Origin of the sequence: Enterobacter cloacae complex sp. ECC445 (assembly GCF_021892025.1) — a bacterium.
Classification (GTDB): domain Bacteria; phylum Pseudomonadota; class Gammaproteobacteria; order Enterobacterales; family Enterobacteriaceae; genus Enterobacter; species Enterobacter chengduensis.
The window spans coordinates 168475-182802 of record NZ_JAKLRZ010000007.1 but is presented as its reverse complement, the minus strand read 5'-3'; the positions used below and the strand labels follow the sequence as shown (position 1 = coordinate 182802).

Sequence of the window (14328 nt, the reverse complement as noted above, 5' to 3'; positions counted from 1 at the left end):
ACATTCAAGGAAGAAAAAAAACTGCGTTAACCGTATGCCGCATAGGCATGCACGTAAATGCCATTTTTACCGGGTCAGTGAAATCTACGCATGGCGTGGACAGACGCCATACGTGATGTCGGTGACGGCCTTCGGGCAACGGTCTTCTTACCAACAGAACCCGAATCCGCATCGCGTCTAATACAAAATCAGGCGATGTGATGACTAACGGGTACAGGCTCTGAACAGTGATGTGCACAGGGTCCAGGCAGGAGTAGGGAAGGAATACAGAGAGACAATAATAATGGTAGATAGCAAGAAGCGCCCTGGCAAAGATCTCGACCGTATCGATCGTAACATTCTTAATGAATTGCAAAAGGATGGGCGTATTTCCAACGTCGAGCTTTCAAAACGTGTGGGACTTTCCCCGACGCCGTGCCTTGAGCGTGTGCGCCGACTGGAAAGACAGGGTTTCATTCAGGGCTATACTGCTCTGCTGAACCCGCATTATCTGGATGCCTCACTTCTGGTATTTGTTGAGATTACTCTGAATCGTGGTGCGCCGGATGTGTTTGAGCAATTTAACGCCGCTGTACAAAAACTTGAAGAAATTCAAGAGTGTCACCTGGTTTCCGGTGATTTCGACTACCTGTTGAAAACCCGTGTGCCTGATATGTCCGCCTACCGCAAGCTGCTGGGTGAAACCCTGCTGCGTCTGCCAGGCGTGAACGACACCCGTACTTATGTGGTGATGGAAGAGGTCAAACAGAGCAATCGTCTGGTTATTAAGACGCGCTAACACGGAACAGGTGCAAAATCAGCGTAGTTTGATTACACTCCTGTTAATCCATACAGCAACAGTGCCGGGGACCCCCGGCGCTGTTGTCCGTTTTAGCAAACAGGCAGGATATGCCTGATACCTGGAGAGCCTTTCTTGAGCCAGGAATACACTGAAGACAAAGAAGTCACACTATCGAAGCTAAGCAGCGGACGTCGTCTCCTCGAGGCTTTGCTGATTGTTATTGCCCTTTTTGCCGTCTGGCTGATGGCAGCCTTACTCAGTTTCAACCCCTCAGATCCCAGCTGGTCACAAACTGCATGGCATGAACCTATCCATAATTTAGGCGGCGTCCCCGGTGCCTGGCTTGCGGACACGCTGTTTTTCATTTTCGGTGTAATGGCCTATACGCTTCCCGTGATTATCATTGGCGGATGCTGGTTTGCGTGGCGTCATCGTCAGAACGACGATTACATCGACTATTTCGCCGTGTCGCTGCGCCTGATTGGCGCGCTGGCGCTGATCCTCACCTCCTGCGGGCTGGCCGCAATCAATGCGGATGATATCTGGTACTTCGCCTCAGGCGGGGTCATCGGCAGCTTATTAAGTTCTGCACTGCAACCAATGCTGCACAGCAGCGGCGGTACGCTGGCGCTGCTCTGCATCTGGGCGGCCGGTCTGACGCTGTTTACCGGCTGGTCCTGGGTGAGCATTGCCGAGAAAATAGGCAGTTTTATCCTCACCATTCTTACCTTCGCCAGCAACCGTACCCGCCGCGACGATACGTGGGTTGATGAAGACGAGTACGAAGATGAAGAGGAAGATGACGCGCCTGTGCAGCGTCGCGAGTCTCGCCGTGCCCGTATTCTGCGCGGCGCGCTGGCGCGCCGTCAGCGCGTTGCGGAGAAATTTGCCAACCCGCTAGGGCGTAAAACCGATGCGGCGCTCTTCTCCGGTAAACGTATGGATGAAGACGAGCAGGTGGCGTATCGCGCTGCGGGTGTCGCCGTCGATCCTGACGATGTGCTCTTCTCCGGCAGCCGGGCCACGCCGGGCGATTTCGACGAATACGATCCGTTGTTAAACGGCCACTCGGTGACCGAACCGGTTGCCGCAGCCGCAGCCGCGACGACCGCTGCGCAGGCGTATGCCGCGCCTGTCGACGCCGTGACGCCATCCGCGCCGGTGTCGCCGCCGGAGTCCGTTATTCAGCAGCCTCAGGTTGACTGGCAAACTGCGCCAGGCGTTCATACGCCGGAGCCGACTATCGCGCCTGAACCTGAAAGCTACATCCCAGTGCAACAGGAGCAGTGGCAGCAGCCTTATCAGCCGCCGCAGCCTGAGTATGAACCGCAGCCATATCAGCAGCCAGTGGCCCAGCCTTATCAGGAATATGCACCTGACCCGGTCGAGCCGGTGCAGCCTTATGCCGAGCCGCAGCCTGAACCTGAAATCGTGGAAGAGGTGAAGCCTGCGCGTCCACCGCTGTACTATTTTGAAGAAGTAGAAGAGCGCCGTGCGCGTGAACGCGAGCAGCTGGCGGCCTGGTATCAGCCTGTGCCTGAACCGGTGCAGGAGCCGGTTACGAAAACGCCTTCTGTATCTGTTCCACCTGTCGACCCGACGCCTGCTGTTGCACCCGTAGCGGAAAGCGTGAAGCAGGCTACCGCGGCGGCGGCCGTGGCTGCACCTGTCTTTAGCCTGGCAACCGGGGGGGCACCTCGTCCTCAGGTGAAAGAGGGGATTGGTCCGCAGCTGCCTCGCCCTAACCGCGTCCGCGTGCCCACCCGCCGTGAGCTTGCCTCTTATGGCATCAAGCTGCCTTCCCAGCGTATGGCAGAAGAGAAAGCGCGCGAGCCCGAGTATGAAGATGACGCCGATGACATGCAGCAGGACGAGCTGGCCCGCCAGTTCGCTGCGCAGCAGAATCAACGCTACGGCGAAGACTATCAGCACGATGAACCTGCGGTGGAAGACGAAAATGACGCGGCAGAGGCCGAGTTAGCGCGTCAGTTTGCCGCCACCCAGCAGCAGCGCTATTCCGGTGAACAACCGGCTGGCGCAAATCCGTTCTCGCTGTCTGATTTCGAATTCTCACCGATGAAGGATCTGGTGGATGATGGCCCGAGCGAGCCGTTATTTACCCCGAGCGTGATGCCGGAAGCAGAGCCGGTTCGCCAGCAGCCTGCGCCGCAGGCCTACGCGCAGCCGCAGCAGCCTGTTCAGCAGCCGTATGCGCAACCGCAGCAGCCACCTCACCAGGCGCCGCAGTTCCAGCAGCCTGCGCCTCAGCCGCAGGAAAGCCTGATTCACCCACTGCTGATGCGTAACGGCGACAGTCGTCCGCTGCAGCGTCCCAGCACGCCGCTGCCGTCTCTGGATCTGTTAACGCCGCCGCCATCAGAAGTGGAACCTGTTGATACCTTCGCGCTGGAGCAGATGGCGCGTCTGGTGGAGGCCCGTCTGGCTGATTTCCGCATTAAGGCGGACGTGGTGAACTACTCGCCGGGCCCCGTTATCACCCGTTTCGAACTGAACCTGGCGCCGGGCGTTAAGGCTGCGCGTATTTCCAACCTCTCTCGCGACCTGGCGCGTTCGCTGTCGACCGTTGCGGTGCGCGTGGTGGAAGTGATACCGGGTAAACCGTACGTGGGCCTTGAGCTGCCGAACAAGAAACGTCAGACCGTCTACCTGCGTGAAGTGCTGGATAACACCAAATTCCGCGATAACCCCTCTCCGCTGACCGTGGTGCTGGGTAAAGATATCGCCGGCGATCCGGTGGTGGCCGATCTCGCGAAAATGCCTCACCTGCTGGTGGCGGGTACCACTGGTTCCGGTAAATCCGTCGGCGTGAACGCCATGATCCTCAGCATGCTCTATAAAGCGCAGCCGGAAGATGTGCGTTTCATCATGATCGACCCGAAAATGCTGGAACTGTCGGTCTACGAAGGCATCCCGCATCTGCTGACCGAAGTGGTGACCGACATGAAGGACGCCGCTAACGCGCTGCGCTGGAGCGTCAACGAGATGGAGCGCCGCTACAAGCTGATGTCTGCGCTGGGCGTGCGTAACCTGGCTGGCTATAACGAGAAAATCGCCCAGGCGATGCGCATGGGGCGTCCGATTCCGGATCCTTACTGGAAGCCGGGCGACAGCATGGATGCCCAGCATCCGGTGCTGGAAAAACTGCCTTATATCGTCGTGCTTGTCGATGAATTCGCTGACCTGATGATGACCGTCGGTAAGAAAGTGGAAGAGTTGATTGCCCGTCTGGCGCAGAAAGCGCGTGCGGCCGGTATTCACCTTGTGCTGGCGACCCAGCGTCCTTCCGTGGACGTGATTACCGGTCTTATCAAAGCGAACATTCCGACGCGTATCGCCTTTACCGTATCAAGTAAAATTGACTCCCGCACCATTCTTGACCAGGGCGGCGCTGAGTCCCTGCTGGGTATGGGTGACATGCTCTATTCCGGCCCGAACTCCACCTCTCCGGTGCGCGTCCACGGTGCGTTTGTCCGCGATGAGGAAGTTCACGCCGTCGTGCAGGACTGGAAAGCGCGCGGCCGTCCACAATACGTGGACGGCATTACCAGTGATTCGGAAAGCGAAGGCGGCGGCGGTGGCTTCGACGGCGGTGAAGAGCTGGACCCGTTATTCGATCAGGCGGTTAACTTCGTTACCGAAAAGCGCAAGGCGTCCATTTCCGGCGTACAGCGCCAGTTCCGCATCGGCTATAACCGCGCAGCGCGTATCATCGAGCAGATGGAAGCGCAGGGCATCGTGAGCGAGCAGGGGCACAACGGCAACCGCGAGGTGCTGGCGCCGCCGCCGTTTGATTAACCTTCAGCGATTGCAAAGAAGGGTAAATCAGCAAAAATTAAGCATTTTCTTCTGTCGCCTGCCTCCGGGCAGGTCCAGAATAGAAGACGGAAACCCCATATCGGGAAGACGTATTTTAAGGAATAACAATGAAAAAAATCGCCATCGCCTGTGCATTACTCACCAGTTTTGTCGCCAGCAGCGTCTGGGCTGATGCAGCCAGCGACCTTAAAAGCCGACTGGATAAAGTAAGCAGCTTCCACGCCAGCTTCACGCAAAAAGTGACTGACGGCAGCGGCAACGCGGTGCAGGAAGGTCAGGGGGATTTGTGGGTAAAACGCCCAAATCTGTTTAACTGGCACATGACCCAGCCGGATGAAAGCATCCTGGTCTCTGACGGTAAAACACTGTGGTTCTTCAACCCGTTCGTTGAGCAGGCCACGGCGACCTGGCTGAAAGATGCCACCAGCAATACGCCATTTATGCTGATTGCCCGCAACCAGGCCAGCGACTGGCAGCAGTACAATATTAAACAGACGGGTGACGAGTTTGTCCTGACGCCGAAAGGCAGCAACGGCAACCTGAAGCAGTTCACCATTAACGTAAGCACCAACGGTACCATCAATCAGTTCGGCGCGGTTGAGCAGGACGATCAGCGCAGCAGTTACCAGCTCAAGTCTCAGCAGAACGGCGCCGTGGATGCATCGAAATTCACCTTTACCCCGCCGCAGGGCGTAACGGTGGACGATCAACGCAATAAGTAAGAGGCGTGAGTGAGCAACCTGTCGCTCGATTTTTCGGATAACGCGTTTCAACCTCTGGCCGCTCGTATGCGGCCAGAAAATTTAGCGCAGTACATCGGCCAGCAGCACCTGCTGGCTGCCGGTAAGCCTTTGCCCCGTGCCATTGAGGCCGGGCATCTTCACTCCATGATCCTCTGGGGGCCCCCGGGCACCGGCAAGACCACGCTTGCAGAAGTGATTGCCCGCTATGCCAACGCGGACGTCGAACGCATCTCGGCGGTGACCTCCGGCGTGAAGGAGATCCGTGAAGCGATCGAGCGTGCGCGGCAGAACCGTAATGCCGGGCGGCGCACCATCCTCTTCGTGGACGAAGTCCACCGCTTCAACAAGAGCCAGCAGGATGCTTTCCTGCCGCATATTGAAGACGGCACGATCTTCTTCATCGGCGCGACCACCGAAAACCCGTCGTTTGAACTGAACTCGGCGCTGCTTTCCCGCGCGCGCGTTTACCTGCTCAAATCGCTGACGACCGAGGATATCGAAAAGGTCCTCACCCAGGCGATGGACGACAACGCGCGCGGCTACGGCGGGCAGGATATCGTTCTGCCTGAGGACACCCGTCGTGCGATTGCCGAGCTGGTTAACGGCGATGCGCGTCGGGCGCTGAACACGCTGGAGATGATGGCCGATATGGCCGAGGTCGACGATGCCGGCAAGCGGGTGCTGAAACCGGAACTGCTCACTGAAATAGCCGGGGAACGCAGCGCGCGTTTCGATAACAAAGGCGACCGTTTTTACGACCTGATCTCGGCGCTGCACAAGTCCGTGCGCGGCAGCGCGCCGGATGCGGCGCTCTACTGGTACGCGCGTATTATCACGGCGGGTGGCGATCCGCTCTACGTCGCGCGTCGCTGTCTGGCGATAGCCTCAGAAGACGTCGGCAATGCCGATCCGCGCGCCATGCAGGTCGCGCTGTCGGCCTGGGACTGCTTCACCCGCGTTGGACCCGCGGAAGGTGAACGCGCCATTGCGCAGGCCATTGTCTATCTGGCCTGTGCACCGAAAAGCAATGCGGTTTATACCGCATTCAAAGCCGCAATGTCCGATGCACGCGAACGGCCGGACTACGATGTGCCGGTTCACCTGCGTAACGCGCCGACCAAACTGATGAAAGAGATGGGGTATGGGCAGGAGTACCGTTACGCTCATGATGAACCCAATGCCTACGCCGCCGGGGAAGAATATTTCCCGCAGGAGATGGCACAAACGCGTTATTATCACCCCACAAACAGAGGTCTTGAAGGCAAGATTGGTGAAAAGCTCACCTGGCTCGCCGGACAGGATCAAAATAGCCCTATAAAACGCTACCGTTAGTTCAGTCGTTGCGGTAATGTTGGCAATTGTATCCTTGTGGCCGCAGGCTGTGGCCACATTTCCTATTTTAATTCGATAAGCACAGGATAAGCATGCTCGATCCCAATCTGCTGCGTAATGAGCCAGACGCAGTCGCTGAAAAACTGGCACGCCGGGGCTTTAAGCTGGATGTAGATAAGCTGCGCGCTCTCGAAGAGCGTCGTAAAGTTCTGCAGGTACAAACTGAAAATCTGCAGGCAGAGCGTAACTCTCGATCGAAATCCATCGGCCAGGCGAAAGCACGCGGGGAAGACATTGAGCCATTACGCCTGGAAGTGAATAAACTGGGTGAAGAGCTGGATCAGGCGAAAGCCGAGCTGGACGTTCTTCAGGCCGAGATTCGCGATATTGCCCTGGCTATTCCGAACATTCCTGACGACAGCGTGCCTGTCGGTAAAGATGAAAACGACAACGTTGAAGTGAAACGCTGGGGCACGCCTCGCGAGTTTGACTTCGAGGTGCGCGATCACGTGACGCTGGGCGAAATGCACGCGGGCCTGGACTTTGCGGCCGCGGTTAAGCTGACCGGCTCCCGCTTCGTGGTGATGAAGGGCCAGATTGCCCACCTGCACCGCGCGCTGGCGCAGTTCATGATTGATCTGCACACCGAGCAGCACGGCTACAGCGAAACCTACGTGCCGTATCTGGTCAACCACGATACGCTGTACGGTACGGGCCAGCTGCCGAAATTTGCCGGCGATCTGTTCCACACTCGTCCGCTGGATGAAGAAGCAGACAGCAGCAACTACGCGCTGATCCCAACCGCGGAAGTGCCGCTGACTAACCTCGTGCGCGATGAGATCATCGACGAAGACGACCTGCCAATCAAGCTGACGGCGCACTCTCCGTGCTTCCGTTCTGAAGCAGGATCTTACGGTCGCGACACGCGCGGTCTGATCCGTATGCACCAGTTCGATAAAGTCGAGATGGTGCAGATCGTTCGTCCTGAAGAGTCTATGGACGCGCTGGAAGAGATGACCGGCCACGCTGAGAAAGTGCTTGAGCTGCTGGGTCTGCCGTACCGTCGTATGGCCCTTTGCACCGGAGATATGGGCTTTGGCGCCTGCAAAACCTTCGATCTGGAAGTGTGGGTGCCTGCGCAGAACACCTACCGTGAGATCTCCTCCTGCTCTAACGTCTGGGATTTCCAGGCGCGCCGCATGCAGGCTCGCTGCCGCAGCAAATCTGACAAGAAAACCCGCCTGGTGCATACCCTGAACGGTTCGGGTCTGGCCGTGGGACGTACGCTGGTTGCCGTGCTGGAAAACTATCAGCAGGCAGATGGCCGTATCGAGATCCCTGAAGTGCTGCGCCCATACATGAAAGGCCAGCAGTACATCGGCTAAATATGTGCCTCGAAACAAAAAAAGCGCCTTCGGGCGCTTTTTTTATGCCCGTGAATTGATACGACGCAATACCCCCTGCCTCTAAAGTAGTAATACTCCTCCGAATGAAAGTCAGCAGAAAAAGCTGATAACGAATCGTTTCGTTATATATAAAACTACATAGCGGTTTGCGCCGCCTCTCTTTTCTTTGTGAGCAACCAAAGTGAGTCTCTATGAAAATCAACGCGCCTGAAGAATTACTGGCTGCCGAGGTCACTCGCCGTGGGTTGATGAAAACCACGGCAATTGGTGGTCTGGCCGTAGCCAGCAGCGCCTTCACGCTCCCTTTCACCCGACTGGCGTCAGCGGCGGATGCGTTATCCCCCGCCTCAGCACCGGAAAAAGTGGTCTGGAGTGCGTGTACGGTCAACTGCGGTAGCCGTTGCCCGCTGCGTATGCACGTGGTGGATGGCGAAATTAAATATGTCGAAACCGACAATACCGGGGACGATAATTACGAAGGGTTACACCAGGTCCGCGCCTGCCTGCGCGGACGCTCCATGCGTCGCCGCGTCTATAACCCGGATCGCCTGAAGTATCCGATGAAGCGCGTCGGTAAGCGTGGGGAAGGGAAGTTCGAGCGTATCAGCTGGGACGAAGCCTACGACATCATCGCGACCAACATGCAGCGTTTGATTAAAGAGTACGGCAACGAATCCATCTATCTGAACTACGGCACCGGGACGCTCGGCGGTACGCTGACCCGCTCCTGGCCACCGGGTAAAACGCTGGTAGCGCGCCTGATGAACTGCTGCGGCGGGTATCTTAATCATTACGGTGACTACTCCTCAGCGCAGATCGCTGCTGGCCTGAACTATACCTACGGCGGCTGGGCCGACGGCAACAGCCCGTCCGATATCGAAAACAGCAGGCTTGTCGTCCTGTTCGGGAACAACCCGGGTGAGACGCGCATGAGCGGTGGCGGGGTAACCTACTACCTCGAGCAGGCGCGCGCTAAATCCAATGCCCGTATGATTATTATCGATCCGCGCTATACCGACACCGGTGCAGGGCGCGAAGACGAGTGGATCCCCATCCGTCCCGGTACCGATGCGGCACTGGTCTCCGCGCTGGCGTGGGTAATGATCACCGAAAACCTCGTCGATCAGCCCTTCCTGGATAAATACTGCGTCGGCTATGACGAGAAAACCCTGCCAGCCAGCGCGCCTGCGAATGGCCATTATAAGGCCTATATCCTTGGCCAGGGCAGCGACGGCGTGGCCAAAACGCCGGAGTGGGCGTCCACCATCACCGGGATCCCGGTCGAGCGTATCGTTCAACTGGCGCGTGAGATTGGCTCAGCCAAACCGGCCTACATCAGCCAGGGTTGGGGCCCGCAGCGTCATGCGAACGGTGAAATCGCGACCCGCGCCATCTCCATGCTCTCCATTCTGACCGGTAACGTCGGCATTCACGGCGGTAACACCGGCGCGCGCGAAGGCTCGTATGAAGTGCCGTTCGAACGTATGCCAACGCTGGATAACCCGGTTCAGACCAGCATCTCCATGTTTATGTGGACCGATGCGATTGAACGTGGCCCGGAAATGACCGCCCTGCGCGACGGCGTGCGCGGCAAGGACAAGCTGGACGTGCCGATCAAGATGATCTGGAACTATGCCGGTAACTGTCTGATCAACCAGCATTCGGAAATCAACCGTACCCATGAAATCCTGCAGGACGACAAGAAGTGCGAGATGATTGTGGTGATCGACTGCCATATGACCTCCTCGGCAAAATACGCCGACATTCTGCTGCCGGACTGCACCGCGTCTGAGCAGATGGACTTCGCGCTGGATGCCTCCTGCGGCAACATGTCTTACGTGATCTTCACCGATCAGGCGATCAAACCGCGCTTCGAGTGCAAAACCATCTATGAGATGACCTCCGAGCTGGCGAAACGTCTTGGCGTTGAGCAGCAGTTTACCGAGGGACGTACTCAGGAAGGGTGGATGCGCCATCTGCATGAACTTTCCCGCAAGGCCATCCCGGACCTGCCGGACTTCGATACCTTCCGCAAGCAGGGGATGTACAAGCAGCGCGATCCGGAAGGGCACCACGTGGCGTACAAAGCGTTCCGTGAAGATCCGCAGGCGAACCCGCTGACCACGCCGTCGGGCAAAATTGAAATCTACTCCGAAGAACTGGCAAAAATTGCGTCTACCTGGGAGCTGCCGGAAGGGGACGTTATCGATCCGCTGCCGATCTACACGCCGGGCTTTGAAAACTATAACGATCCGCTCACGGCGAAATTCCCGCTGCAGTTGACCGGTTTCCACTACAAAGCCCGCGTTCACTCCACCTACGGTAACGTCGACGTGCTTAAAGCCGCCTGCCGTCAGGAGATGTGGATCAATCCGATGGATGCTAAAGCGCGCGGCATCAGCAATGGCGATCGCGTACGCATCTTTAACGGCCGCGGTGAGGTGCACATTGAAGCCAAAGTCACGCCGCGCATGATGCCGGGCGTCGTGGCGCTGGGAGAAGGGGCATGGTACAGCCCTGATGCCAACCGCATCGATCAGGCAGGCAGCATTAACGTGCTGACCACGCAGCGTCCATCGCCGTTGGCGAAGGGCAACCCGTCTCACACAAACCTTGTTCAGGTTGAAAAGGTTTAAGGAGTAACCGATGACAACCCAGTATGGATTTTTCATTGATTCCAGCCGTTGCACCGGGTGCAAAACCTGCGAGCTGGCCTGTAAAGATTACAAAGACCTCACGCCGGACGTGAGCTTCCGCCGCATCTACGAATACGCCGGTGGCGACTGGCAGGAAGATAACGGCGTCTGGCATCAGAACGTTTTTGCCTATTACCTGTCGATTGCCTGTAACCACTGCGAAGATCCGGCCTGTACCAAGGTTTGCCCGAGCGGGGCGATGCACAAGCGCGAAGACGGTTTTGTGGTGGTGGATGAAGATGTCTGCATTGGCTGCCGCTACTGCCATATGGCCTGCCCGTACGGCGCGCCGCAGTACAACGCTGCTAAAGGCCATATGACCAAGTGCGACGGTTGCCACACCCGCGTGGCGGACGGCAAAAAGCCGATCTGCGTCGAGTCCTGCCCGCTGCGTGCCCTGGATTTCGGTCCCATTGAAGAGCTGCGTCAAAAACACGGTCAGCTTGCCGCAGTGGCACCGCTGCCGTCTGCGCACTTCACGAAGCCGAGTATTGTGATTAAACCTAACGCCAACAGCCGTCCTACAGGTGACACCACCGGCTACCTGGCAAATCCGAAGGAGGTGTGAGATGGGGAGTGGATGGCATGAATGGCCGCTGATGATCTTCACGGTCTTTGGTCAGTGCGTGGCGGGCGGCTTCATTGTGCTCGCGCTGGCGCTGTTGAAAGGTCGTCTTAATGCCGAGCAGCAGCAGCGTCTGGTGTTGAGCATGTTTGGCCTGTGGGTGCTGATGGGGATTGGCTTTATCGCCTCTACGCTGCACTTGGGGTCGCCGATGCGCGCGTTTAACTCGCTGAACCGCGTCGGGGCATCGTCCCTCAGTAACGAAATTGCCAGCGGGGCAATTTTCTTTGCCGTCGGCGGTCTGGGCTGGCTGCTGGCCGCGTTGAAGAAGCTGCCAGCGGGCCTGCGCAGCCTGTGGCTGATCGTAACCATGGTACTGGGCGTGGTGTTCGTGTGGATGATGGTGCGCGTCTATAACACCATCGATACCGTCCCAACCTGGTACAGCGTCTGGACGCCGATGAGCTTCTTCCTGACGATGTTTATCGGGGGGCCGCTGCTCGGCTATCTTCTGCTGCGCGTGGCGGGGGTAGACGGCTGGGCAATGCGTTTGTTGCCCGCTGTTTCGCTGCTGGCGCTGGTGGTGAGTGCGATAGTCGCCCTGATGCAGGGGGCCGAGCTGGCAACTATTCACAGCTCTATCCAGCAGGCTTCTGCCCTGGTGCCGGACTACGGTTCTCTGATGGCCTGGCGTATCGTGCTGCTGGTCGCCGCGCTGGTATTCTGGATCGCTCCTCAGCTCAAGGGCTATCAGCCCGCGCTGCCGCTGCTGTCACTGGCTTTTGTGCTGGTCGTGGCGGGTGAGCTGATTGGCCGCGGCGTGTTCTACGGGTTGCATATGACCGTAGGTATGGCTGTCGCCAGCTAACGCTGCTTTTGGTTATATCAAGCCGGGCCTGAGTGCCCGGCTTTTTCTTTTTCGATCATGAAATTTTTCGACTGTCGTTTTGTTTTAATTTTACCCATTAATAAATGAAAACAGAGACATAATTAATATCTATAGCAGGCGTGGCATTAGCAGGATAAGTTTTTTAAATCGACAGGGAACATATTGTGCGAGGCGGCTAAATCAGTGGATTGACTTTGTTTTTGCCAGTGGCATGATGCGCACGAAATCTGAACTTCCTCACGGTTTTTAATCCATGACCACCTATACCCGGCCAGTGCTGCTGTTGCTCTGTGGCCTGCTTCTGTTGACCCTGGCGATCGCAGTGTTAAATACGCTCGTCCCGCTGTGGCTCGCCCATGAAAACTTACCGACCTGGCAGGTGGGTATGGTCAGCTCGTCCTTTTTTACCGGCAACCTGCTGGGCACGTTATTAACCGGTAGCCTGATTAAGCGCTTTGGCTTTAACCGCAGCTATTATCTGGCTTCGCTGATTTTTGCTGCAGGATGTGCGGGGCTGGGCCTGATGGTCGGCTTCTGGAGCTGGATGGCATGGCGCTTTATCGCCGGCGTAGGCTGCGCGATGATTTGGGTGGTGGTTGAGAGTGCGCTGATGTGCAGCGGTACCTCCCGCAACCGTGGACGCCTGCTGGCTGCGTATATGATGGTTTACTACGTCGGCACCGTGCTGGGTCAGCTGATGGTCAGCAAGCTGCCTACTGACCTGATGAGCGTTCTGCCGTGGGTGACGGGCATGGTGCTGGCCGCGATCCTGCCGCTGCTCTTCACGCGCATTGTGAACCAGAACAGCGAGCACCAGGAAGCAACCCACGTCTGGCCAATGCTGAGACTTCGTCAGGCGCGTCTGGGCGTGAACGGCTGCATTATCTCCGGTATTGTACTGGGCTCGCTCTATGGCCTGATGCCGCTCTACCTGAATCATCAGGGCGTCAGCGATTCCGGCATCGGTTTCTGGATGGCGGTCATGGTGAGTGCGGGTATTGTCGGGCAGTGGCCGATTGGCCGCCTGGCGGACCGCTTCGGTCGTCTGCTGGTGCTGCGCGTTCAGGTTTTCGTGGTGATCATGGGCTGTCTTGCCATGCTCAGTAACGCCGCGATGGCGCCTGCGCTGTTCATTCTCGGGGCTGCCGGCTTTACGCTCTATCCGGTGGCGATGGCGTGGGCCTGTGAGAAAGTCGAGCATCATCAGCTGGTGGCAATGAACCAGGCGCTGTTGCTGAGCTATACCATCGGCAGTTTGTTAGGGCCGACGTTTACCGCGATGCTGATGCAGAATTATTCCGACAATTTGCTGTTTATCATGATCGCCAGCGTGTCGTTTATTTATCTCTTAATGCTGCTGCGTAAAGCTGGCGAGCATCCAACGCCTGTGGCGCACGCCTGATTAAATAAAAGCCTGTCAATGACAGGCTTTTTTGTCCCTGTCACATATAAGACTTTTACGTATTGTTTGTTTTCCCCGCCCGGCGATAATTCAAATGAGTTCTATCACTAAAAGGCAACAATCATGTCTAAACGTCGTTTCTCCACTACCGCACTTGCCGTAGTGTTGTCTTTTACGTTTGCAGCGGCTCCGGTCATGGCTAATCCTGGAAACGGGAATGGCAATGGCCACGGAAACGGTGGCGGACAAGGTAATGGCGGCAATCATGGTAACGGAAATTCTGGTAACCATGGTAATAAGCAAAATAGCGGTCAGGATAACCCTGGTAAATCGGATAAGAGCTTCAAAAACAGCAAGGATGTCGGCAACGATGTCGACGCTCGCGTGAGCTTCGATCATGCCCGTCACCTGGCACTGAATTACGGCTTAACGGGCTATGAGTCTCTGCCTCCGGGTATTGCGAAAAACCTGGCGCGCGGTAAGCCGTTGCCTCCGGGTATTGCGAAGAAAACCGTACCGGCTTCTATGCTGGATCAGCTTCCTTCCTACCCAGGTTATGAATGGCGCGTGGTGGGTGACGATCTGGTCTTAATTGCGCTCAGTACGGCGATTGTGACTTCCGTTATTAACGGCGTCTTTAAATAGAATATAAAAAGGCCCGGTTCTCACCGGGCCTT

The 14328-nt window shown here is 57.1% G+C and carries 10 protein-coding genes; all 10 read left to right on the top strand.

All coding sequences use genetic code 11. The features are described from left to right. The first annotated feature begins 283 nt into the window (after nucleotides 1-283). The 10 genes from lrp (at nucleotide 284) to L6R44_RS08780 (ending at nucleotide 14296) form a co-directional block, all read left to right on the top strand. The gene (lrp, locus tag L6R44_RS08825) at nucleotides 284-778 is read left to right on the top strand and encodes a leucine-responsive transcriptional regulator Lrp (protein WP_000228469.1); all 495 of its coding nucleotides are present in this window, start codon (nucleotides 284-286) and stop codon (nucleotides 776-778) included. 135 nt (nucleotides 779-913) lie between these two features. After that, nucleotides 914-4597: a DNA translocase FtsK 4TM domain-containing protein gene (locus tag L6R44_RS08820; protein ID WP_237423904.1), complete on the top strand. Its 3684-nt coding sequence runs from the start codon at nucleotides 914-916 to the stop codon at nucleotides 4595-4597. A gap of 128 nt (nucleotides 4598-4725) precedes the next feature. Beyond that, a complete protein-coding gene (lolA, locus tag L6R44_RS08815; RefSeq protein WP_032639238.1) occupies nucleotides 4726-5340 on the top strand; it encodes an outer membrane lipoprotein chaperone LolA in 615 nt (204 codons plus the stop codon). Nucleotides 5341-5349: 9 nt separating this feature from the next. Beyond that, nucleotides 5350-6693 (top strand): replication-associated recombination protein RarA, encoded by a 1344-nt coding sequence (gene rarA / locus L6R44_RS08810; RefSeq protein WP_237423903.1) that lies wholly within the window; start codon nucleotides 5350-5352, stop codon nucleotides 6691-6693. Between the two features lie 92 nt (nucleotides 6694-6785). Next, nucleotides 6786-8078: a serine--tRNA ligase gene (gene serS, locus L6R44_RS08805; RefSeq protein WP_237423902.1), complete on the top strand. Its 1293-nt coding sequence runs from the start codon at nucleotides 6786-6788 to the stop codon at nucleotides 8076-8078. Between the two features lie 212 nt (nucleotides 8079-8290). After that, nucleotides 8291-10735 (top strand): dimethylsulfoxide reductase subunit A, encoded by a 2445-nt coding sequence (gene dmsA / locus L6R44_RS08800; RefSeq protein WP_237423901.1) that lies wholly within the window; start codon nucleotides 8291-8293, stop codon nucleotides 10733-10735. Nucleotides 10736-10745: 10 nt separating this feature from the next. Further along, the gene (locus tag L6R44_RS08795) at nucleotides 10746-11363 is read left to right on the top strand and encodes a DMSO/selenate family reductase complex B subunit (RefSeq protein ID WP_021240882.1); all 618 of its coding nucleotides are present in this window, start codon (nucleotides 10746-10748) and stop codon (nucleotides 11361-11363) included. Between the two features lies 1 nt (nucleotide 11364). After that, complete coding sequence (locus L6R44_RS08790) at nucleotides 11365-12228, top strand: dimethyl sulfoxide reductase anchor subunit family protein (RefSeq protein WP_237423900.1); 864 nt, start codon at nucleotides 11365-11367, stop codon at nucleotides 12226-12228. Between the two features lie 274 nt (nucleotides 12229-12502). Then, nucleotides 12503-13651 (top strand): MFS transporter, encoded by a 1149-nt coding sequence (locus tag L6R44_RS08785; protein WP_045261768.1) that lies wholly within the window; start codon nucleotides 12503-12505, stop codon nucleotides 13649-13651. 123 nt (nucleotides 13652-13774) lie between these two features. Further along, nucleotides 13775-14296, top strand: coding sequence for an anti-virulence regulator CigR family protein (locus L6R44_RS08780; RefSeq protein ID WP_237423899.1), 522 nt, complete (start codon nucleotides 13775-13777; stop codon nucleotides 14294-14296). The last annotated feature ends 32 nt before the right edge of the window (nucleotides 14297-14328 follow it).

Coding starts and splice junctions, on each gene's coding strand:
- lolA (WP_032639238.1), top strand. CDS start 4,726: ATGAAAAAAATCGCCATCGCCTGTGCATTACTCACCAGTTTTGTCGCC.
- dmsA (WP_237423901.1), top strand. CDS start 8,291: ATGAAAATCAACGCGCCTGAAGAATTACTGGCTGCCGAGGTCACTCGC.
- L6R44_RS08790 (WP_237423900.1), top strand. CDS start 11,365: ATGGGGAGTGGATGGCATGAATGGCCGCTGATGATCTTCACGGTCTTT.
- L6R44_RS08780 (WP_237423899.1), top strand. CDS start 13,775: ATGTCTAAACGTCGTTTCTCCACTACCGCACTTGCCGTAGTGTTGTCT.
- L6R44_RS08795 (WP_021240882.1), top strand. CDS start 10,746: ATGACAACCCAGTATGGATTTTTCATTGATTCCAGCCGTTGCACCGGG.
- lrp (WP_000228469.1), top strand. CDS start 284: ATGGTAGATAGCAAGAAGCGCCCTGGCAAAGATCTCGACCGTATCGAT.
- serS (WP_237423902.1), top strand. CDS start 6,786: ATGCTCGATCCCAATCTGCTGCGTAATGAGCCAGACGCAGTCGCTGAA.
- L6R44_RS08785 (WP_045261768.1), top strand. CDS start 12,503: ATGACCACCTATACCCGGCCAGTGCTGCTGTTGCTCTGTGGCCTGCTT.